Source organism: Faecalicatena sp. (genome assembly GCF_058819085.1).
The window spans coordinates 234,178-256,597 of the sequence record NZ_JBZUUL010000004.1 but is presented as its reverse complement, the minus strand read 5'-3'; the positions used below and the strand labels follow the sequence as shown (position 1 = coordinate 256,597).

22 protein-coding genes are annotated in these 22,420 nt (G+C 42.2%); 19 read left to right on the top strand and 3 right to left on the bottom strand.

The features are described from left to right. The first annotated feature begins 67 nt into the window (after nt 1–67). From AC4OGX_RS03265 to AC4OGX_RS03190, 16 genes are all read left to right on the top strand, one after another. The gene (locus AC4OGX_RS03265; protein ID WP_493328420.1) at nt 68–946 is read left to right on the top strand and encodes a Cof-type HAD-IIB family hydrolase; all 879 of its coding nucleotides are present in this window, start codon (nt 68–70) and stop codon (nt 944–946) included. A 160-nt stretch (nt 947–1,106) separates the two neighbouring features. After that, complete coding sequence (locus AC4OGX_RS03260) at nt 1,107–3,053, top strand: sensor domain-containing diguanylate cyclase (protein WP_493328419.1); 1,947 nt, start codon at nt 1,107–1,109, stop codon at nt 3,051–3,053. Further along, the gene (gene srtB, locus AC4OGX_RS03255) at nt 3,050–3,847 is read left to right on the top strand and encodes a class B sortase (protein ID WP_493328418.1); all 798 of its coding nucleotides are present in this window, start codon (nt 3,050–3,052) and stop codon (nt 3,845–3,847) included. Before AC4OGX_RS03260 ends, srtB begins: the two co-directional genes overlap by 4 nt. Before the next feature lie 76 nt (nt 3,848–3,923). Then, nucleotides 3,924–4,112, top strand: a complete 189-nt coding sequence (locus AC4OGX_RS03250) for a DUF951 domain-containing protein (RefSeq protein WP_493328416.1) — start codon at nt 3,924–3,926, stop codon at nt 4,110–4,112. A 128-nt stretch (nt 4,113–4,240) separates the two neighbouring features. Next, nucleotides 4,241–4,528, top strand: a complete 288-nt coding sequence (gene rpsF / locus AC4OGX_RS03245) for a 30S ribosomal protein S6 (protein WP_493328415.1) — start codon at nt 4,241–4,243, stop codon at nt 4,526–4,528. 14 nt (nt 4,529–4,542) lie between these two features. Then, nucleotides 4,543–4,989, top strand: a complete 447-nt coding sequence (locus AC4OGX_RS03240) for a single-stranded DNA-binding protein (RefSeq protein WP_493328414.1) — start codon at nt 4,543–4,545, stop codon at nt 4,987–4,989. Nucleotides 4,990–5,035: 46 nt separating this feature from the next. Next, nucleotides 5,036–5,302 (top strand): 30S ribosomal protein S18, encoded by a 267-nt coding sequence (gene rpsR, locus AC4OGX_RS03235; RefSeq protein ID WP_216245705.1) that lies wholly within the window; start codon nt 5,036–5,038, stop codon nt 5,300–5,302. Nucleotides 5,303–5,683: 381 nt separating this feature from the next. After that, on the top strand, nt 5,684–6,424 hold the full coding sequence (locus AC4OGX_RS03230) for a LytR/AlgR family response regulator transcription factor (protein ID WP_493328413.1): 741 nt from the start codon (nt 5,684–5,686) through the stop codon (nt 6,422–6,424). A gap of 274 nt (nt 6,425–6,698) precedes the next feature. After that, complete coding sequence (locus AC4OGX_RS03225; RefSeq protein ID WP_493328412.1) at nt 6,699–7,706, top strand: ATP-binding protein; 1,008 nt, start codon at nt 6,699–6,701, stop codon at nt 7,704–7,706. A 202-nt stretch (nt 7,707–7,908) separates the two neighbouring features. Then, entirely contained in the window at nt 7,909–8,070 is a 162-nt protein-coding gene (locus tag AC4OGX_RS03220) for a cyclic lactone autoinducer peptide (protein WP_493328410.1), read from the top strand. Then, entirely contained in the window at nt 8,067–8,648 is a 582-nt protein-coding gene (locus AC4OGX_RS03215; RefSeq protein ID WP_493328408.1) for an accessory gene regulator B family protein, read from the top strand. Before AC4OGX_RS03220 ends, AC4OGX_RS03215 begins: the two co-directional genes overlap by 4 nt. 188 nt (nt 8,649–8,836) lie before the next feature. Then, nucleotides 8,837–11,434, top strand: a complete 2,598-nt coding sequence (locus AC4OGX_RS03210) for an ABC transporter permease (RefSeq protein WP_493328406.1) — start codon at nt 8,837–8,839, stop codon at nt 11,432–11,434. After that, nucleotides 11,419–12,180 (top strand): ABC transporter ATP-binding protein, encoded by a 762-nt coding sequence (locus tag AC4OGX_RS03205; protein ID WP_493328404.1) that lies wholly within the window; start codon nt 11,419–11,421, stop codon nt 12,178–12,180. The genes AC4OGX_RS03210 and AC4OGX_RS03205 overlap by 16 nt, the downstream gene beginning before the upstream one ends. 271 nt (nt 12,181–12,451) lie before the next feature. Next, nucleotides 12,452–13,726, top strand: coding sequence for an aconitase X (locus AC4OGX_RS03200; RefSeq protein WP_493328403.1), 1,275 nt, complete (start codon nt 12,452–12,454; stop codon nt 13,724–13,726). After that, nucleotides 13,726–14,169, top strand: a complete 444-nt coding sequence (locus tag AC4OGX_RS03195) for an aconitase X swivel domain-containing protein (protein ID WP_493328402.1) — start codon at nt 13,726–13,728, stop codon at nt 14,167–14,169. The genes AC4OGX_RS03200 and AC4OGX_RS03195 overlap by 1 nt, the downstream gene beginning before the upstream one ends. Before the next feature lie 14 nt (nt 14,170–14,183). After that, nucleotides 14,184–16,175, top strand: coding sequence for an FAD-dependent oxidoreductase (locus tag AC4OGX_RS03190; RefSeq protein WP_493328401.1), 1,992 nt, complete (start codon nt 14,184–14,186; stop codon nt 16,173–16,175). Between the two features lie 98 nt (nt 16,176–16,273). Here AC4OGX_RS03190 and AC4OGX_RS03185 read toward each other — a convergent pair whose 3' ends face one another. The 3 genes from AC4OGX_RS03185 to AC4OGX_RS03175 all read right to left on the bottom strand — a co-directional run bounded on the left by AC4OGX_RS03185 (nt 16,274) and on the right by AC4OGX_RS03175 (nt 18,588). Next, nucleotides 16,274–16,897, bottom strand: coding sequence for a TetR/AcrR family transcriptional regulator (locus tag AC4OGX_RS03185; protein WP_493328400.1), 624 nt, complete (start codon nt 16,895–16,897; stop codon nt 16,274–16,276). A 240-nt stretch (nt 16,898–17,137) separates the two neighbouring features. After that, nucleotides 17,138–17,341: a cold-shock protein gene (locus AC4OGX_RS03180; protein ID WP_493328399.1), complete on the bottom strand. Its 204-nt coding sequence runs from the start codon at nt 17,339–17,341 to the stop codon at nt 17,138–17,140. 302 nt (nt 17,342–17,643) lie between these two features. After that, complete coding sequence (locus AC4OGX_RS03175) at nt 17,644–18,588, bottom strand: LysR family transcriptional regulator (RefSeq protein WP_493328398.1); 945 nt, start codon at nt 18,586–18,588, stop codon at nt 17,644–17,646. Between the two features lie 234 nt (nt 18,589–18,822). On the opposite strand from AC4OGX_RS03175, the gene nhaC reads away from it, so the two are divergent. The 3 genes from nhaC (at nt 18,823) to AC4OGX_RS03160 (ending at nt 22,401) form a co-directional block, all read left to right on the top strand. Continuing rightward, nucleotides 18,823–20,310: a Na+/H+ antiporter NhaC gene (nhaC, locus tag AC4OGX_RS03170; RefSeq protein ID WP_493328397.1), complete on the top strand. Its 1,488-nt coding sequence runs from the start codon at nt 18,823–18,825 to the stop codon at nt 20,308–20,310. Nucleotides 20,311–20,386: 76 nt separating this feature from the next. Then, nucleotides 20,387–21,391 (top strand): asparaginase, encoded by a 1,005-nt coding sequence (locus AC4OGX_RS03165; protein WP_493328396.1) that lies wholly within the window; start codon nt 20,387–20,389, stop codon nt 21,389–21,391. Nucleotides 21,392–21,474: 83 nt separating this feature from the next. Next, nucleotides 21,475–22,401: a DMT family transporter gene (locus AC4OGX_RS03160; protein ID WP_493328394.1), complete on the top strand. Its 927-nt coding sequence runs from the start codon at nt 21,475–21,477 to the stop codon at nt 22,399–22,401. Nucleotides 22,402–22,420: the final 19 nt, after the last annotated feature.

Sequence of the window (22,420 nt, the reverse complement as noted above, 5' to 3'; positions counted from 1 at the left end):
GATTTCAAAGGGGTCAGACCCTTTTGCCCGCCGAATTCAGAATATTCAGATAAAAGGAGAATGTAAGATGATTAAAGTGATCGCGTCGGATATGGACGGAACACTGCTGAATAACCACCACAGAATAGCCAGGGAGACTCTTGAGGCGATCCACAGGGCTTGTGAGGCAGGCATCCGCTTTATGGTGGCTACGGGCAGGAATTTCCGCGGAGCGATGGAAGAATTAAAGGATGTGGAGCTGACATGCGATTATATCGTAGGAAGCGGTGCAGAGGTGCGTGATCCCGGCAGGAAGGTGGTTTATACAGCGCCGATCGATATGGACTTGTGCGAAGAGGTGTATCAGGCACTGCAGAAGTATCCAGTGTCAGTTGTTTTCTGTACAGATGAGCACGATTACCGGATCGGGGATGAGGCGGAGATCGAGTCCGGCTTTCTTCATCAGCTTCGGGTATTCCACCTGGATCAGGATATAGATGAGGAGCAGGCCAGGCAGGATCCACTTTATCAGCGGATCAGGGGAAATACAAGGATCATATCTGATTTTTCACAGCTTCGGATGGCGGGCGTGCCGATTTATAAAATCTTTCTGTACTCCGAGGACATTCCGATGTTAGATATGATACGTGAGGAGCTGCAGGATCATCCGGCAATCGCCGTAGCCGCGTCTTTTGAGACAAATCTGGAGATTACGGATGTGAAGGCGCAGAAGGGGCCTGTTTTAAAGGAATATATTGAGTCACTTGGCTATACAATGGACGAAGTGATGGTGTTTGGAGATAGTATGAACGATTATTCCATGCTTTCCATGGACTTTGGTGCTACTGTAGCCATGGCAAATTCGATGCCGGAGGTAAAAAAGGCAGCAAAGTATATAACCAGATCAAACGAGGAATTGGGGGTTGCTTTTGCGATAAATGAGCTGCTTAACAGATACGGACTGTAAACTGGTGCTGTCAAGAGAGAAAGTTTTGATAATTCTGGGGAAACAGGAGATTTCAGCATTAAGTTATGATACAATGATGGAAAGCAGGAAGTGGCCCGGAATATATAAAAAAGTACTTCATGCCATACTGTACATATAATAATCTATAAGGAGTCAGGGTATGGATAAAAAGAAGGATCAGGTGGTATACAAAGGTCGTACATTAGAACAAGTGCTTGAAGAAAATAAGAATCTAAACGCATTGATCCAAAATGTCCCGGGCGGCGTTATGTGCTGCGATGCGGATATTGAAGATGGATTAGAGCTATTGGAGTATAGTGATGGTTTTTTAAAACTTTTGGGTTATTCAGCTGAGGAACTAAAAGAGAGGTATGATAACAGATTCCGCCGGCTGATGTATGAACCGGACTGGGAAAAGACGCTGCAGTCGGTCAATGAACAGATGGCTCAGGGGAATACAAAAAAGATTGAATACCGTGTAAAATGCAAAGACGGTACATTAAAGGTAATATATGATCAGGGGCAGCTGGTGCGCCGCAACGGAAGAGATGTGTTTTACTGTATCCTGACGGATGTGACCGAACAGCGTGCGACTATGGAGGATCTGAGACTTAGTCTGGAACGACACAGGATCATCCTGGCACAGACGAGAGAGGTGATCTTCGAATGGGATATAACGAATGATACGATATTGTGGTCAGATAACTGGGAGAAAAAGTTTGGCTACAAGCCTTTTGAGGCGAATATCGAGGAGGGGATCCTGAAAAGCGGGCATATACATACTGAAGACAGAAAGACCCTATTACGTCTCTGCCACCGTCTGCTGGATAATACTCCTTATGTGGAAGATGAGGCCCGGCTGCAGAAAAAAGACGGGGCATTCATCTGGTGCAGGATTCGTGCAACATTACAGACCGGGAATGACGGGGCTAAGAAAAAGGTCATAGGCGTCATTTTGGATATAGATGATGAGAAAAAGAAGACCGAGAGGCTAAAGGAGAGGGCTGAAAAGGATGCTCTCACAGGTGTTTATAATAAAGGTACGCTGCAGATGTTTGGAAACCGGTATTTTTCCAATATGAAGCAGGGGGAAATGGCAGCCTTTTTTATGATCGATATTGATGATTTTAAGTATATCAATGATTTTTATGGTCATTTAAGCGGTGACGCGCTCCTGGCGGAGATTGCGGCAGGGTTGAAACATATTTTCAGAAGGCATGATATTATTGGGCGGATCGGCGGCGATGAATTTGCTGTGATCATGAAGAATATACAGAATAAAGAAATCGTCAGAAAGAAGGCCGCAGAGATTATGGCGATTTTCAATGAGTACATGCACGATGAAAACTATACATTTTCCAGCAGTATAGGAATCGCCTTTCTGCCGGAACACGGTATGGATTTTGAAACTATTTATAAAAATGCAGATATTGCGCTTTATAAGGCGAAGGCTTCTGGTAAGAATAACTGGAAGATTTATGAGCCGGGACTGCAGATGGAAGATGTAAATGAGAGGCTGTATACGGCAAAGCGCAGGCTCGATAATTTTGACACAGTGTGGCAGGGGGAGACCGGAATCATAAGCTATGTATTTACATCACTGTACAATGAACCAGATATAGAAAAGGGCATTGAAGGTATTTTGAAGATCATAGGAACCCAATTTGGCGCGTGCCGGGCGTATATTTTTGAATGCTCTGATGATGGGAACTATGGATATAAGGCATTTGAGTGGTGTAAAGAAGGGATCGAGCTCAGAAAAGAAAGGCTGCAGGGGCTTTCAAAGGAGATTTCGGAAGATTATTTTAGCAATTTTAATGAAAACGGTGTTTTCTTTTGTAACCATATAAAAGAGCTGCCCGAAAAATATCGTTCTACTATGGAGAAAGAAGGAACCAAGTCTGTACTCCAGTGTCTGATCAAGGATGCAGGAAAGATGAGGGGATTCATCGGATTTGACGAATGCAGGACCAGCCGCCTCTGGACAAAGAGCCAGATCGATACGCTGACAGTGGTAGCACAGGTAATCAGTGTTTTCCTGGCAAGAAACCGGATGCAGTCGGGCAGTATAGCGGACGAGACAGAAGATAGGAGAAACAAAGAATGAGCAGGAAAAAAAGACGAGAGGACAAGCATGGCAAAAAAGGAAAGTCCAGCGGGGTTCTATTGACGGTCGTGCTTTTGGCTGCGATCTGTGTATTCATTTTTTCGGCATATCAATTGATCAAGCTGCTGATCCCTTACTATTCCGGCGGTAAGGAATATGATAGGGTCAAGAAGCTGGCCATTACAAATGAGAAAGAGGACTCAAAGGATGGGGAAGAGGATGACGGCTTTCAGGTTGATTTTGATGTGCTGTTGAAAGAGAATCCCGATACGGTTGCATGGCTTCGCTTTGATGAGCCGTCTGTCATCAGTTATCCGGTTGTAAAAAGTGCGGATAACCAGGAATATCTGACGAAAACCTTCTCGGCAAATGACAATAAGCTGGGTGCGATCTTCATGGACATGCGCAACAATTCCGAGTTTACAGACCTCAACACCTTTATATACGGGCATAATCTAAAGGTGGGAGGAGAGATGTTTTCGCAGCTGAATGAGTATGCAAGTGAAGAGTTCTGCAAGAAGCATCCGTATTTTTATATTTACACACCAAAGGGGAAGCTTACATACCAGGTGTTCTCGGCAAGTACGGTGAAGGACAATGCCGATAATTATAATCTTGCCTATGCAACGGCAGAGGATTATGCGGCTTATCTGCAGTTATGCAGGAATTCGTCCAATTATCAGGTGGATGTCAAGCTGGACGCTCAGTCCCAGATCGTCAGCCTGTCAACATGTACGAATATCAATGATGATGAGCGGTTCCTGGTACAGGGTGTGCTTGTGAAGACGGAGTAGTGCAAAGGGGTCTGACCCCTTTGCTCACCGTTTTCAGAATATTCTCATTATTAGTAGGAAGGGCAGGGATGAAGTTATGCCGGACAGATTTGAGATCGGGGACGTGATACGCATGAAAAAGCCGCATCCATGCGGCAGTTATGAGTGGGAAATATTAAGAGTGGGGGCAGATTTCCGGCTGAAATGTACCGGATGCGGACACCAGATCATGGTACCACGGAAGTTAGTGGAAAAAAATACAAAAGAAATTCGTAAAAAAGCTTGAATCGGACAGCCTCTTATGGTAAAATAAGAACTCGTGACGTACCCGTTGAATATAAAATTCACGGACATCAATTTTCCTTGTTCCCGCTAAGGTACGGGAGCCAGAGACCATAAGGAGGTGCAAAAGACATGAACAAGTATGAATTAGCTGTTGTTGTCAGTGCAAAAATCGAAGACGACGCTAGAGCAGAAGTTATCGAGAAAGTGAAAACTTTAATTACACGTTTCGGTGGCAATGTTACAGACGTTGATGAATGGGGTAAGAGAAGATTTGCTTACGAAATTCAGAAGATGAAAGAAGGATTTTACTACTTCGTCCACTTCGAATCTGACAGTACTGTTCCAGGAGAAGTTGAACAACGTATCCGTATCATGGACAACGTACTCAGATATTTATGCGTTAGACAGGAAGCATAGAGAAAGAGGTATTTATGAATAAAGTAGTTTTGGTTGGGCGCCTGACAAGGGACCCAGAAGTTAGATATTCACAAGGTGATAGTGCAACTGCAGTTGCAAGATATACAATAGCTGTTGACCGCAAGTTCAAGAGAGACAACGAACCGACAGCGGATTTCATTCCGTGTGTTGTATTCGGACGCTCCGCTGAGTTTGCAGAGAAGTATTTCCGCCAGGGAATGCGAGTTTCCATTTCCGGACGTATCCAGACCGGAAGCTACACGAACAAAGATGGCGTGAAGGTATACACAACAGAAGTCATTATCGAGGATCAGGAATTTGCTGAGAGCAGAGCGGAAAGTGAAGCCAACAGAGGCTCCTTCCAGCAGTCAGCAGCTCCAAGCCCTTCACCAAGTGTTGATGCAGGTGACGGATTCATGAACATCCCGGATGGGATCGATGAAGAGCTGCCATTTAACTAAGACACGTATTGTGAAATCTTTCTATTAATATAGGAGGTAAAAAGAAATGGCTTACGAAAAAGGTAACAGACCAGAAGGCGGCTTCAAGAGAAGAGGACCGGCGCGCAGAAGAAAAAAAGTATGCGTATTCTGTGGTAAAGAGAATAACGAGATCGATTATAAAGACGTAGCAAAGTTAAAGAAATACATCTCTGAAAGAGGAAAAATCCTTCCTAGAAGAATCACAGGAAACTGTGCAAAGCATCAGAGAGCTCTTACAGTAGCAATCAAGAGAGCAAGACACATTGCTTTAATGCCATACGTTCAGGACTAATCTGAGATATAAAGGGGCTGCTGGGAAATTCTGTGTGAATTTCCCAGCAGCCCCTTTTTTGAGTGCGTCAGGCGGCGCACGCTTCTTACGGGTGAGAGTCCCTAATCTGTCCTCGTGGTGGGAACCCATTTCTTTACCAATTGAAGCCAGGGAGCAGCCGCTTTTGCAAGTGTTCCTATTCCAAGATGCATGGAAAGACGATTATCGAAATTTATTTTGGGGGAATTATTTTAAAGGTGTTTGTAACGAATTCAGAATAATCGGGTATCTGTGGATAAATTTGCGGAAACTCAAGGTATGAATCTGCTTGTTGAATCTGACCGATTCAACTATAATAATTGGAGGATTACATTTTTCCAGGGATAATGGGAGGATATAGATGTGAGTATTACGATTGCTGTATGTGATGATGACATTAATAGTACGAATATGATAGAGAATTTATTATATAAAATTGCAAAAGAAAAGGATATTGATATATATATAGATGTTTTTTATGATGGTGCGATGTTAATTAACTATATGGAAAGAAGTAATAAGATATATAATTTAATATATCTGGATATTGAAATGGATAGTTTAAGTGGAATAGAAACCGCACGGCAAATACGCGCTAAGGATTCATGTGCTGTAGTTATTTTTGTATCAAATTATGACAGCTATTTCAGAGATATGTTGGAAGTTGAGCCGTTTAGATTCTTAGATAAGCCAATTGACAGCGTAAAATTTGAAAATTACTTTTTAAAAGCATTAGAAAAAATTGAGTGCGGAAATGAAAGTTTTGTTTTTAAATATCAGAAAGAAATGTATATGGTTAAATATAAAGATATCAAATATTTTGAGAGTGATAAAAGAATCATTCATATAAGAGGGAAAGACAGATCTTATCAATTCTATGGAAAGCTGAATGAGATAGAAAAAATTGTGTTGGAAAAAGACAAACATTTTATGCGCATACATCAATCTTATTTGGTTAATATGCAATATGTGCGTAAAATTACATTTTCCTATATGGAAATGGAGGATGGAACAATCCTTAATATAAGTGAAGACAGGCAGAAAAGCTTTAGATACAAATACTGTGATTTAATAGGAGAGGATTTGCTTAATAATGACAAGTGAAACATTTTTATATTTAATCTTAAATCTTTTTTCATTATATCAAATGAAGCTATACTTTGATATATTTTTCAAGACCTCTAGAAAATCTGTAAAAACAGTTGCTATTTGGACTATTTCAATTATTTGGCAAATTATTTCTACGTTCTTGATTAGTGATAATGGGGTAGTTAACTTATTAATAAGTATATTTATGATTTTATTTTATACACTAGGGTTATATGAGGGCACACTATATAAAAAGATTATATTTGTTATGTTGTTTAACGTTATATATATGTTAGCAGAAGTATTGACAGCACTTATTCTGATTTATTCAGGTTTTGGTTTTGTGGAAAACAGTTTTTTAGGGGTACTTGTATCAAAACTACTCATGTTTATTGTGATAAAGAGTATTGATTTTGGGGGAAGGAAGAGAACTTTTGGAGAAATCGCTCATTTGACAGGGGGACTTATGATAGCGATTCCATTAGGGAGCATTTATATCGCCTGTTACATTTTTTACAGTGATTATAAATTATATGGCTCCAATATCTCTATTATTCAAACGATTCCGTATATAATTATACTAATTGTTAATATAAGTATATTTGTTTTATATGAAAGAATTTTTATGGAGCAAGAATTACGAAGGAGTAATTCCATATATGAAAAGCAGATTGAATCATTCAGACAAAATGCTTTGATACACAGACAAATTTCAGAAGAAGTGCGGAAAATCAGACATGATATAAAATATCAGATCTTCTATATTCAGAACGCTCTCGAGAAAAAGAAGTATAATGAGGCACAGGAATTTTTAGCAGAACTGAATTATCTTACAAAAATTAAAGTTGATAAGTATTTAGATACATCAAATCTAATTGTGGATTCCCTGATTAATTATGAATACTCTTTAGCCAAAGCAGTTGGAATCGATTTTTCTGCTAATGTAGAGATTGGCTCGGAACTATCAATTGAGGACGGGGATATCTGCTTGCTTTTAGGAAATATAATGGATAATGCAATAGAAGCATCTGAAAAAGTCGACATATCAAATCGTTTTATAAAACTATATATGAAGGAAATGAAAAACACACTCACTCTTGTTGTACAAAATTCGTTTATAAATAGTTTGGAAAAAGATTGGATGGGAAGATATATTTCATCGAAAAAAAATAAATTTTATCATGGAGTCGGATTATCAACAATAGAAAGGATTGTTAATAAATACAATGGTACATTCATGATAGATACTAAGGAACAGATTTTTACTCTAAAGATTATGATGTTTATGGGAGAGTAATTAGTATAGCTATTTAACTATTTGACTCTTTTGATAACCTATGGAAAAAATTACATATAATTTCTTAAAAATTACAAGTTGAAGAGTAACATAGTAAAAAATGTTAACCTATTAGCATACATCTAAAGAAAATTTCATTTAATACTAATATTATATATTTTATTAAATATCTGGAGTTCTTAACTATCATGGAGGGACATTAATGAAAAAATTTAGTGGGATTTTAGTAAAGAAATATAATATTGTAAATATGTTGGCTAGCATCGCTTTAATTGTAAGTACGTTTGTTGCGACGAGGCATTGTGTGTTTATTTATCATCAGGGAGAGATTCCTGAAAAGTTAGATTTACTGAGGAACCTATGAATAGAGTTATTAATTATTTCACGAATTATTTGATTAATGAAAATATTATAAAGGAAAGTGAATACGAGATCTATCAATATGGACTGTTGGTTGCCATGGAGATGTTTCTATCGTTGATAACCATACTGGTATTAAATATAGTTTTAGGGATTGGTTATGAAGGTGTGGTCTTTTTAATTGTGTTTATAAGTGTTCGGACTTTTTCTGGAGGGATGCATCTAGAAAAATTTTATAATTGTTATTTCTGTTCTAGTTTGACATATGTTGCTTGTATTAAAATAAGCAAATATCTTATACTGCCAAATGGTTTATGTTTAATGGTTGGAGTAGTTTTAGCAACATTTACTTTTGCATTCACCCCTGTAAAACAATATAATATGGATATATGTCTAAGTGAACAAAAGAAAATGAAAAAAAATGTTAGGAAGGTATTATTATTTTGGATGTTATGCAATATTACATTGTTATTTACAGGGTATATGAAAACGATGATTTATATTGAATCGGCATTGTTACTAAATTTTATATCCATGCTATGGGGAAGAATTTATTTTATCAAGAAGAGCAGAAGCGATTGACATATCATTTATCTAACTCAATTTAACTGAACTGTTAATTCGGAAATTATGTGCAATAGTTCAGTTGAACTTCTTATTTCTATAAAATTCTCGGATTTTACACAATAATCTTTATATACAACTGTTGCGAAGTCGGAACAGTTATTTAGTATACAATAAATTTTGGCGGTTCAGAACAGGGGGAGAATATGGATACAGAGCAAAAAGGCACGAAATTAAAAATTCTTTGTGGCTTCTTAATATTTTTTTCTTTACTAATTGAAAAATTAGGGACGCCATGGGGGTATTATAACATTTGGGATTTTGCGTTTAAAATTGGTGATGGGAGTCTAATGGTAGAGGATTTAAGAGTCTTGCTGACTTTGTCCTCGGTTATTCCGGCCTTGCTTACAAATATCTTATATTTTGTTCGTTCTATATGGCTGATTAAAAAGAAGAATCCCAAATATTTCATATTTTTGCCGGGAGTGGGAATGGTAGTTTACGCTATTTGTTTTCAACCCTATTTCCTAATTAATATTGTATTAGTAGTAGTTGATTATATGGGAGTACGCTGGCTTCAGGAACGAGATGAAATAAATGAGGCATATAAGAGGCAGAAAGCAAATGAAAAATTAGAGCAGGCAGAAAAAAAGAGGATAAAATACTTTCCAGGACGCTATCCAGAAGAATTTTTCCAAATGGTCCGTAAAAATTATATTTATACTAAAAAGGGGCAGATACTTTTATTGGCAGCGTGTTTCTTTACTGCAATGTGTATATATGTGATGCTGACTATGTATGGTTTAATTGCACAAGTGCATGGTAAAGAGGACTTTATGTCGAGTAATGGGCTTATAGAAATTTTTCGAAATACAGGGCTTTTGGTAGCTGTACTTTGTATTATTATGCTCATATTAGTTATTTCATATTATATAGGCTATCAGAAAAAAGCTAACAATTTGCTTTTAGTTTTGGGTATGCGCAGCAGAACAGTGTATTTAATATTTGTGATAGTATTTTCTGTAAATGCTTTGTTAGCTGGTATCTGTGGAATAGTATCCGGGAGTATTGCTGCTTACATTATTAAAAATGCATGGCAGAGTGTACTTTCACATAGTGGTGTCGAAATTACTCTTGCTTCAATTGTAAATGGTAAGTCTATCGTATTTTGTATATTGGGGTATTTGCTCGCAGTGCTTTTGGCTCTTGGATTAAATCAGGAAAATATATTAAGTTTAGCACGGTCAATGAATATGAATATAGAGGTGCAAAAGGAAAATCGCAATCATAAACATGCTTTTCTGCTTATGGGAATTGGTATCATGCTTTGCATCCAAGCCATTCGTTGGTGTTTTATAAGAGGCTGGGCAGAAAGTATATACATTCATATTGTAAGCGTATTAGGTATTTTACTGTTATTGTCAGGGGGGACGGTATTCTATCTTAATAGATTAAAGTCCGATAAAGACAAATATTATAGGAAAATTATTGTAAACCGCCCTCTTTATTATCGATATAAGAAAAGTTTCTGGAATCTGTTTTACCTGTCAGTTATCCATTTTTTTATATTATCAGTTTTTTCTGTACAATTTGCAGGCTCTATGATGGAACAGAATATAGCAGACCTGTATCCTTACGATATTGTAGGTACAGTTTATCATGCAGATATAGAAAATCTAATTGATGTTGCAGAAGAACACAACGCAGAAGGAAGTTTGTATCCCATGTTCCGCATGACGTCACTATATGGGAGTGATAAACTAGTCCCATGGTTTGGTCCGCGTCCGATTCAGTATCCGCAAGGGCAGCATATTGCTATATCTGAATCCACGTATCGAACCTTGAAAGAGAAAGCTGGCAAAATCCCCAAACAGCTTAATTTATCGGGAGAAGAGATGCATGTAGTATATCAGCAAGACCTATCAGTAAAAGCACATACTATTGACTGGGATACTAACAGGGTAAATAAACATCTTCGCATAGGTCAGCCACTTATGTACTATAATCCGGCAGATGTTGATACAGTATTTCCGGTAAGAGAAATAAAAAGTGAAGAAAGGGATATTCTTACGGGGGCGTTCCATCAGGGAATGGGAGAGAATTTAATTGTATTAAGTGACAAGTATTTTGAGTCGGAATATGAGAAAATCACGGAATATAATAAGCAGCAATGGAGTTTACGTGAAAGTGCATCTTATGAGGAATGGACGTATTATACTGGTAACCATACGTCTAATTTGACAGAGGGACCAACTAGCTTGTTCTGCTTTCATGTTTCTCAAGATGAGTATGATGCCCTGGTAACAGATATTCGGTATCTGGAGGATAAGTATCGTTACGATAAGGTATGGGATGAATCTATACGGCCATTCTATGAAAAGCAGCAAATGATAATTGATACGGGTGCAGAAATCTTTTTTAGAAGATTAGTGTATTTCTTTATTGTACTTTTGCTTACAATTATGGGTCTATTTCAGTATTATGTTAAACTGGAGGCAGAAGTAAAAGAAATGAATTGGCAGAACGTTTTCCTAAAAAAACTGGGTATGAGAGAAAAAGATAGGAAAAAGGCTATGATAGGGCAAATGAGGTTATTTGTAACATTACCTTTAGCAATAGGAGTATGTGGCGGACTTATTTTTACTAGCCTTGCGGTACGTGCTAGACTATATGAATTTAAAGAAATTCTAAATTATGTATGTTTAGATGGATGTGTATATCTGATCTATATAGCTATATGGGCGGCATGGTATGTCTGGATGAAGAAGTTGATATGGAGGCAGGCAGAATGGGGAAACAATTAATATTGAAAGTAGATAATCTGACTAAAAACTATCAAAAACAGCTATCGAGCGGTAAAATTGATGTAATTAAAGTGCTTAGGGGGCTTAATTTTGAGGTGGATGAAGGGGACTTTTTAGGCATTATGGGAAAGTCTGGCTGTGGCAAGACAACGCTTTTAAAAGTTTTGGGGTTAATTGACTCACAGTCAGGAGGAAATCTGCATTTTATGGAAAAAGACATCGATGGTCTTCACCCTGATGAGGAAGCAGATATTCGGCGAAAACGGATTGGTTTCATTTTTCAGGATTTTTATTTGATGGACTGCCTGACTGTAGAAGAAAATATCATGCTTCCCATGATATTAAATAAAGAGAAGTCGGATGTTATGCATAGCCGGGCAGCTGAGCTGGCACGGCAGTTCCAAATCGATCACTTGCTGGAAAATGATCCTTATGAGCTCTCGGGTGGGGAGAAGCAGAGGGTGGCTATATGTCGCGCGTTAGTGAATAATCCTGACCTGATATTGGCCGATGAACCAACCGGAAATCTGGATTCCAAGTCAGGGAAAATAGTAATAGATGCTTTAACACAAGTGAACCAAGATTATGGTAAGACTGTTGTTATGGTAACACATGATCCTAAGATGGCTGGATATTGCAAAAATATTATATTGCTTAAGGACGGAATGATTCTTGAAACCCTTGAAAAAAAGGGCGGAGGTGAAGAATTCTATTACACAATATTAGACAAGATGAGCGAATTATAGGGTGCTAAAAACAATTGTAAAGATGTTTTTTTGCTATAAAGCTGGGGGAATGGCAATGCCAACTCCCGGCTTTTTTGGCGTCTTTATTTCTATCTGCCCAAAAGCCTTTGGCGTTTATAGACAAAATACGACTCTCCTAATTGTTGAAAATGCTGAAAACTCCTTTCTCCTATTTTAAATTGGTTAATTAATTGACAAACAGTAAATAAGAGTTATAATAACATTAAACAATGTTCGACGAACAATGTTCAACAAATGAAAGGAGAAGCATATGCATTTAACGGATGAACAACAGGCCATATTAGATGGCAGACAAGGCGAACTGCTCCAGAAGACGATGGAGACTCTGGTGCGGTATGGAGAGGTGTACGAGGCTGACCGGATGGTAGAGTTAGACGGCCCGGTGCAGCTTGTATGCTCTTTTGCGATGGCACCATTGAGACCTTTTTTCAAGATTTTGAGAGAGTTTAAGGAGGCAGGGATCAAGACGAAGCTTCCATTTACCGCTGATCCGAGGCCTATGGATTTTGAAAATCTGGGATTTCACGGGAATACGGTGGAGGAGACGGTTTACAAGAAGCTGTACTCCATGCAGCCGGAATATGAGGAGCTTCTTAAGAGCGTTGGCTTAAAGGATCAGGATGCATTCTCCTGTGCCTGCTACTTCGATGAGATCGGGAATACTCCGTCTTATGGAGACAGACTGGCCTGGGCCGAATCTTCCGCAGTCGTTTATGCGAATTCCGTACTGGGTGCGCGGACGAACAGGAATTCAGGCGTGATCGAGATCTTCAGCGGAATCCTGGGGCTGACTCCGAATTTCGGTTTTATGACAGACGAGGGAAGAAAGGCTGACTGGGTGATCGAACTTAAGACAAGTAAGATGCCGCGGCCGCAGATCCTGGGAAGTGCAATCGGTTTTAAAGTGATGGAAAAGGTTCCGTACATCAAAGGCCTGGATCAATACCTGGGTACGGATATCGATCAGAAGGCAAAGGATTATCTGAAAGATATGGGAGCGGCTACCGCATCCAACGGGGCAGTGGGACTTTATCATGTGGAGAATCTGACACCGGAAGCCAGGGAGCACGGTGAGGCGCTGATCAAAGAAGGCGCGCAGACCTATGTGATCGATGATGCCGAATTAGAGCGCGTCAGGAACTCCTATCCGGTTCTCTGGAAATATGAGCATGCCATTCCGTATAAGGCATTTATCGGATGCCCGCACTGCTCCTATGATCAGCTGATCCAGTGGGCGCAGAAGTTTGAAGAGGCATTAAAGCGTCACGGCAGAAAGCGGATCGCCGTGGATACCATTATATGCAGTGCGCCGGCTGTTATCAGGCGTTTTAAGGAAACACCATATTATGAAAATCTGACGAAGATCGGTGTGGAAATAGGAGGGGTATGTCCTCTGATGAGAGTGAGCGGCATGGACGGAGTGCCTGTGATCACAAACTCCAATAAGCTGCGGACTTATTCCAAGTCCAGATATCTGGATGATGATGAACTGGTAGATGTAATTGTGACAGGAGGTGGTCTGTAATGAAGACATATAAAGGAAGAGCAGTTGTAAAAGGAAATGTGACCGGACGTTTACTTGTCTCCCATTACGGTCTGAATGTTCTTGCATCCTACTCCGGCGTTCTGACGAATCCGGCGGCTCCGGCCGTGTGTATCGATGCGGATAACAAGGATTTATATAACAAAGACCTGGCAGGCGTCATTTTATGTATCCCACAGGTGATCGGTTCCACCACTGCGGGAATGCTGATCCAGACCATCGCGGCGCTGAAAAAGCACCCGAAAGCGATTATTTTTGCAAACCCTATCGACTCTCTGGCGTTATCAGGTGTCCTCCTGGCAGATATTTGGGAGGATACGAAAATCATAGCGGTGGACGGACTGGGCGAGGCGTTCCTGGACGAGGTAAAAGACGGGCAGACCGCCGAGATCAAAGAAGACGGAACTATTATCATTGAAGATTGAAGGAAGGGAAGAGAATGAATAAAAAATATGCGCCGCTGTTTGAACCAGCCAGTATTGGGAAATTAAGATTAAAGAATAAGATGGCAATGGCCCCCATGGGACCGATCGGTTATGCAGACCCTAACTTTGCATTTACACAGAGACTGCAGGATTATTATGTGGAAAGAGCAAAAGGTGGGATCGGACTGATCATTACGGGACTGTGTGATGTTGCGCCGGATATCGAGGGCATTCCGCAGCCGGGAATGCCGAGCCCTACGGTCAACCCGATGGCTTTTGTACATAATGCTAATCAGATGAACGAACGGATCCATGCCTATGGCACGAAGATACTGCTTCAGCTTACCGCAGGAACCGGAAGGAGCACCATGCCCGGCAATGCGAAGAACTACATTGCACCGTCTCCTCAGGTCAACCGATTCGATGTGCGTATCCAGCACCGCGAGATGACAAAGGAAGAGATCGCGCTTATGACAAGAAAGTTCGTAGAGTCAGCGGTGATCGCACAGCGCTCCGGATTCGATGGAGTGGAGATCCATGCAGTACATGAAGGGTATCTGCTGGACCAGTTTGCCATCGCACTCTTTAACCAGCGCACGGATGAATATGGCGGCAGTTTAGAGAACCGCCTCCGTTTTGCAACGGATATTGTAAAAGGGATCAAACGGGCATGTGGTAAGGATTTCCCGGTTTCACTTCGTTACAGCTTAAAGAGTTGCATGAAAGCCGTGAGGCGAGGAGCACTTCCGGGAGAAGAATATATCGAGGCCGGACGGGATATCGAGGAAGGCATCGAAGCGGCAAAGCTTCTTGTAGAGGCGGGCTATGATGCACTGAATGTGGATGCCGGAACTTATGACTCCTGGTTCTGGAACCATCCGCCCATGTATTTCGAAGAGGAAGGTATGTATCGTCCATTCGGAGAGATATTAAAGAAAGAGGTGGATGTGCCTATCATTCTGGCAGGCCGCATGGAGAACCCGGATATTGCGGTGGAGGCGCTGGGTAAATCCTGCGATATCGTAGAGTATGGCCGCCAGCTTCTGGCAGATCCTTACTATCCGGAAAAGTTAAGGACCGAAAAATTAGAGGAAGTACGCCCGTGCCTTGGATGCCATGAGGGATGTCTGGGCCATATTACAAAGGGCCCGATCAGCTGTGCAGTCAATCCGGCCTGCGGGCGCGAGGAGATCTACGCACTTCCTCCGGCAAAAGAAGAGAAGCATATTCTGGTCATTGGAGGCGGTGTTGCTGGATGTGAAGTGGCAAGAGCATGTGCCGAGCGCGGCTACAAGGTGACCCTGTGTGAGAAATCCGGTGAATTAGGCGGTAACTTAATCCCGGGAGGTGTGCCAAGCTTCAAAAAATATGACAGGATGCTTGTGAAATGGTATGAAAAGCAATTAGAGCTTCTGAAAGTTGATGTGAAATACCACACGGCAGTACGCAGAGAGGATATTGAGGGATACCATGCAGATGCGGTTGTCACAGCTACAGGGTCCAGGCCCATCCGCTTACAGCAGGAGGAGTTAAGAGCTGCAGTCCCGGCAGATGACGTGCTTCTTGGAAAGGTAGTTCCGGGAGATAAGGTGGCTGTGATCGGCGGAGGTCTGGTTGGATGTGAGACTGCTCTGTGGCTTGCGCAGCAGGGCAAAAAGGTTGAGATCGTCGAGATGCTTCCGGAGGTGGTTGGAGGAATCCATGGCATCCCGTTCATGAACTATTCTATGCTGATGGCGCTTTTGGAAAAACATCAGGTAGCCATTCACACGAGCACAAAGGTCATGAAGATCGAAAATGGAAAAGTTGTGACACAGGCAGGAAATTATATCAGTGAAATAGAAGCAGATACTGTTATTTCAGCGGTCGGATACCGCTCTGACAATTCACTGTATCAGGAGCTGGTCGATCTTCCTGTGCCGCTTTATAATGTCGGAGATTCAAATCAGGTGCATAATATCATGTATGCCATCTGGGATGCTTATGAAATAGCACGTAATATCTAAAAGTCAAATATATTTTGCCGCATTAGCGGCAAAGCACGGGTCATACGAAAGTGAAGGAACATCCCCTAACGAATATTTTCGGGTGTGTTCCTTCGCTTTTATTCCTCAAGATAATTCTTAAGCGGGCCGGCACCATCCTTGAGAAGTCCTTTTAATAAGAAAGAAAGGTCTTCCTGAGCACGCACGGCAAGGTCATATTCATAGTCGTGGAGACACCAGTCAATAATATCGCCCCGGTTGGTGCGGATGAGGAATTCCGTGAGCTCTTCCGCAGACTTCTCTGAGTCGAAAAGTCCCTGCTTTACCGCTTCTTCTGTATAGTGCAGGATCGTCTGGTAGTATTTCCGGGTATTCCTGGTCGCATATCCCTCATGGATAGAAAGCATACCGATGTAGAGCTCTTTCGTAAAACCGGCTGTCCGCTCTGCTACATAACGTGTCTGATTCATAATAATATCAAATATGGCACGGACCGGGTTCGGGTTGGTCTGTGCATATGTCTGTAAATATTCTTCCAGATCCAGATCGTAGAATCCGAAACCCTGGTTGATAATATCTTCTTTGGAGGAAAAATAATGGTAAAAAGTGCCGATCGATACCTCTGCACACTGGCACAGATCGCGTATGGTGAGATCGGGAAAGCCCTTTTCCCTCAGCAGGTGGAGCGCCGCCTTTACCAGATTTTCCTTTGTCTGCATAGCCTGTTTCTGACGTTTATTCATGATTATCACCTTTCAGATCAATAGGGTTGATATCAATATCGTACCTTATTTGCAGAGAATTGTAAACTTCAGATCAACATATGGCCATAAACAAAGCATAAATAAAACATGGCTGCACAGATGCCAGGTCAAATGTATGGAAAAATCGCTGTAAAAAAAGAACCGGATACATCGCCCACCGGCAATGTATTCGGTTCTTTTTTGTTCACATCCTATTCAAAAGATACGATCCCGCTTGAATTAAGCAGCTGATACGTTAACAGCCTGAGGTCCGCGGTTTCCTTCTGTGATATCAAATGTTACTTTCTGTCCTTCTTCCAGACTCTTGTATCCATCAGCAGCGATTCCTGAGAAGTGTACGAATACATCTTCGCCGTTGTCGTCGTTTGTGATAAATCCAAATCCTTTTTGTGCGTTAAACCATTTAACTGTACCTCTGTTCATGAAGATACCTCCTAAAAAATAATAATATTTGTTGTAAATCCTCTGATAATAAAAAATCACATATTTTTGTAAAGCATTAACAATGGAACATAATGACTTACAAAAATATGTGAAATCTAATCCGATGAAAATACAAGTAAAGAATAACATAGAAAAAGACATTAGTCAAGTGATTTCGAAAAAATATGTGATTTTGAAAAAATATGAAAAAAATAATAGAAAATAATTGCAGCTCCGGCGGCATATGCCAGGAGCTGCGATCTTATAGTCTAAAATCATCTCACGGTTTCTTGTCCTGCAGATTACGGCTGTTTTTCCGTATCCCCCTGCTGCTTAGATATCACCGTCTCTAAATATTTCAGAAATTCAGAAACAATATGCGTCGGCCGATACCCTTTCCTGTAGATATAATAATATTCCCAGTCCACATCGATATCCGGCAGCGGAAGTGCGGTCAGGAACGGATGCAGCTCCTCCACGTGCAGCTGGGTCGTGCCAATGAAGATACCATCCGTGTTCCCGATAAAATTATACATGAAGCGCATACTGTCTGTAAAAATGGTCTGTTCAAACTGATTATAGAATGGGAAACCGGCAACAAGGTTGTAATCGTCCAGCAAGTTGGCGTCGTAATCTGTACGAAAAATGGGGTACTTGTAAAAGTCCTCCAGATGAAGCTCCGATTTTTCTAACAGGGGATGTCCTTTTCTGAGGATGGCATAGGATTTCGTCCTGAAAAGAAATTCGTGGACAAGATCTCTCTTTTTCAGGTCCTTGATCCATTCCATATTCTCCGAGGCAAGAACTGCGATGATCCCGATATCCACTTTCCTTGTAACAACATCGATAATCACCTGGGCACTGTCCTTTTCGTACAGATGCAGGGCATATTTTTTATCTTTTAAATAGTCCTGGCTGAATTCCACCAGTGCTTTTGCCACAAATGCAGCCCGGTCGCTTGAAAATTTCAAAATCTGCGGCTGTGAGGAAGACTGGGGGATATGTAACTGCTGAATGTTCTCCAGCTCCTGGATGATCGTTTTGGCAGAAGCCAAAAATTGTTTTCCCTCATCTGTGGGTCTTACACCTTTCCTGTCACGGATAAAGATACTGTAGCCCAGTTCGGTCTCCAGGTCCTTGATCGCATTGCTGAGTGCTGGCTGGGAGATAAAGAGCGTCTGCGATGTCTTATTAAAGGAACCCTGTCTTGCAATTTCTATGACATACCGTAACTGCTGAATATTCAAACAATCATCTCCTATCGTCCTTATGACGTATTATAAATTTTACTCATCATAACATAAAAATCACGAAAGTAAAAGATAAAACGCAAGGTTATAGGTAATTTTATGAAATGGATTTATTTTTCTGATAACAGTTATAAGAAATAGGAATTGGCAGGGAACGGGAATTCTGTAGTATGATGATTGCAGGAAAAGGAATCGTAAATTTCATTTTAGAGAAAGAATGGGAGGATTTTTATGGGAAAGAAAACGAAAAAGCATGTAGAAAAACGTCTGCCCAAATTCTGGGAGGCACTCATACCACTTGTGGCACTGATCGTTCTGCTGGTCTATGGGAAAGGGATTAAAAACTATTCCGTGGAAGCTCTTTTGATCATAGCAGCGGTGATCGCAGCTGTAATCGGAATCCGTACCGGACATACCTGGGAGGAGATGGAAAAGGAGGTCGGAAATAAGATCAAATCCGCCTTTGGTGCGATCATGATTCTATTGGCAGTGGGGATGATCATCGGAAGCTGGATCTTATCAGGCTGTATCCCGATGATGATCTATTACGGCGTGCGGATCATTAATCCACATCTGCTTCTGACAACTGCGTTTATCGTCTGTGCGGTGATCTCTGTAGTTACCGGGACATCCTGGGGCTCCGTAGGGACCATGGGGGTTGCGATCATGGGAATCGCCGGAGCACTTGGGGTATCACTTCCTGTGGCAGCAGGTGCGGTATTGTCTGGTGCATATTTTGGAGATAAGATCTCTCCCCTGTCAGATACAACAAACCTGGCACCTATGGTTTCCGGCTGTACGCTGTATGAACATATCAAACATCAGCTCTGGACGATCGTACCGCCTACAGTGATCTGTCTTGTAGCCTATACGGTCCTTGGCATGAGCGGAAAAGCCACAAATGCAGTCAATGCAGAGGGTGTGGAAGTTATGCTGGGCCAGCTGGATCAATTATTTAATTTCAATATCCTGCTTCTTTTGCCGGCAGTCATTGTTCTGGGAGGCTCATTGATGCGCCTGCCCACGACTCCGATCATGGTAGTTTCTGTTGCGGTTGCCAGTGTGGAGAGTATGATCTTCCAGCATGCTGCATTGGGAGATGTCCTGTCAGCGATGATCAATGGTTTCAACCTGGATCTGCTCCATGTACCAGGATTTGATATGGCAGAGATTGTACCTGAGATCAATACCCTGCTGGTGCGGGGAGGCCTTTCCAGCATGATGAGCACAATCCAGCTGCTTATGGTTGCCCTGACATTTGCAGGAATGCTGGTTGCTTCGGGATGTACAGAGGTGCTGCTTAACAAGCTGCTCTTATGTGTAAAGAGTACAGGCGGCCTGATCGCATCTACCCTGTTTGCAACTGCAGGATTAGCATTTACTGTTGGTGCTACATACCTTACGATCATTCTTCCCGGCGAGTTATTCCGGGATGTTTATAAAAAGAGAGGACTGGCGCCGGAGAACCTGTCACGGTCCCTGGAGGATGCGGGTACGGTTATCATGCCGCTGGTTCCCTGGTCCACCAGTGGTGTGTTCATGTCATCCACATTGGGCGTTTCTGTGATGGCTTACCTGCCATGGTCCTTCCTGTGCTATCTGTGTATCATATTTGCACTGATCTATGGCTTTACAGGAATCGGCATCAAGAAATTATCACCGGAGGAAATGGAGGCGCGGGAAGCTGCTGTTGTGGATGCGATCCCAAAAGAAGCCTAGAAGCGCAATTTCCTTCAACCCGCAATGTATTGCGGGTCTGCCCGCCGGGCAAAAGACTATAAAGGAGACAAAAAATATGAATGTTGGAGAATTACTAGCCGTCGCTTACCGCGGTGATTATGAGGACCTTGGCTTTACCGGACATATACTTGTGGTCGATTCCGCGGGAGAGATCGTTCACAGTATAGGAAACCCGGATAAAATGGTATTTGCCCGTTCTTCTGCAAAACTATTTCAGGCAATGGTAGTCCTGGAAAGCGGGGCCTATGACCATTATGGGATTACAGATAAAGAGCTGTCGCTGATCTGTTCTTCCCACAGCGGGGAGGATTATCATGTGGAAGCGGTTCGTGAGATATTGGGAAAAGCAGGGCTTACCGAGGAATATCTGCAGTGTGGTACACATTATCCGATGTATCAGCCTCTTGCAGACAAGATGCGCCGTGAGGGAACTTTGCCCATCCCGGCCCAGGAAATGTGCTCCGGGAAACATGCGGGGATGCTGATTACTTCAAAATATCTGGGAGACAGTCTGGATGATTATTATCTGACTACCCATCCGCACCAGCAGAGGATCCAAAAGCTGCTGGGAGAAATCTGCGATTATCCTGCTGAAGAGATCCGGCTGGGCATTGATGGGTGCGGAGTACCGGTCCATGCCATGCCGATGTATCACTTTGCGCTTGGCTTTGCAAGACTTTCAAGACCAGAGGTGCTACCCGAAAAGCACAGGGATGCTGCGGTAAGAGTTGTGGAGGCGATCCAGGATCATCCTCTATATGTATCCGGCACAGGGCGGCCGGATGCCAGGATCAATGCGCTTCCGGGAAAAAATGTATTCAGCAAGTCAGGTGCCGATGGCTTTTACGGTCTGGGAATCAAGGACAAAGGCCTTGGCATTGCCATCAAGCTGGACTGCGGCATGGGACCGGTCAGAGATGCAGTTGTGGTAGAGACGCTGCGCCAGCTCGGACAGATCCCGGACACACAGCTGGATGATTTTAAGCCGGAAATGGAAATGAATGTTTACAACTTTAAGAAAGAAGTTGTGGGAAAGACACGCTGTTGTTTTCGTTTATAAAATGGAATTGTCTGATTTAGGCAGAAGATCTTTATTTCCCTGTGATATCAGACAGAAATATGGCACAGGAGAAATGAATAATTATGAATAAGAAGAAGCAAAATCGTTTTTCTGATAACGGCGGCAGCCTTTTGGTGATCACTGCCGGTATCTTATGGGCAACCATGGGGATTTTTGTCCGGCAGCTTACCGCCTATGGACTGACCTCGATCCAGATATCCTGCTTAAGGCTGACAGTGGCGGCGGCAGGGTATGTGATCATCCTGCTCATCAGGGATCCTAAGTCATTTCGGATCCATTTGCGGGATATCCCGCTATTTTTCAGCCTGGGTGTGTGCGGACTTGCGATCGTAACATGTACTAATTTTACTGCTATACAGATGATGTCCATGTCAGTTGCCTCTATACTAATGTATACATCCCCTATCTGGGTCATGCTGATGTCCATTGTGTTTTTCCGGGAAAAGGTGACCGGAAAAAAGCTGGCGGCTCTGATGATCGCCTTTATGGGGTGTATCCTGGTATCCGGCAGCGGAGGCGGTATGGTGACTCCGGCAGGGCTTGTGCTGGGGATTATTTCTGGCATTTCCTATGGCTCTTACAGCATCATAGGGACGGTTGCCCTGAGGAAATACCCGCCTCTGGTGGTGACTACTTACAGCTTTTTATTTGCAGCGATGGTCATGTGCATCATTTCCAGGCCCTCAAGCTTCATTGCTGTTTATCAGGCTGCAGAGGATAGGGCGGGGCTGCTTGGGTGGTCCATTGCACTGGGGATCGTAACGGCAGTGATACCTCATCTTCTGTATACCATAGGGCTTAAGACGACCCCGGCCAGCAAGGCTGCGATCCTTGCTACCATCGAGCCTATGATGACTACGCTGTTCGGGGCTGTGATCTATAAGGAACCGCTGACCATGGGTTCAGCACTTGGGATCCTTTGCATCCTGGGTGCAGTCGTGATACTCAATGTGAATCTGCCTGTGTTATCCTTTCAAAAGAGCCGCTGATGACGGCTCTTTTTCTTGT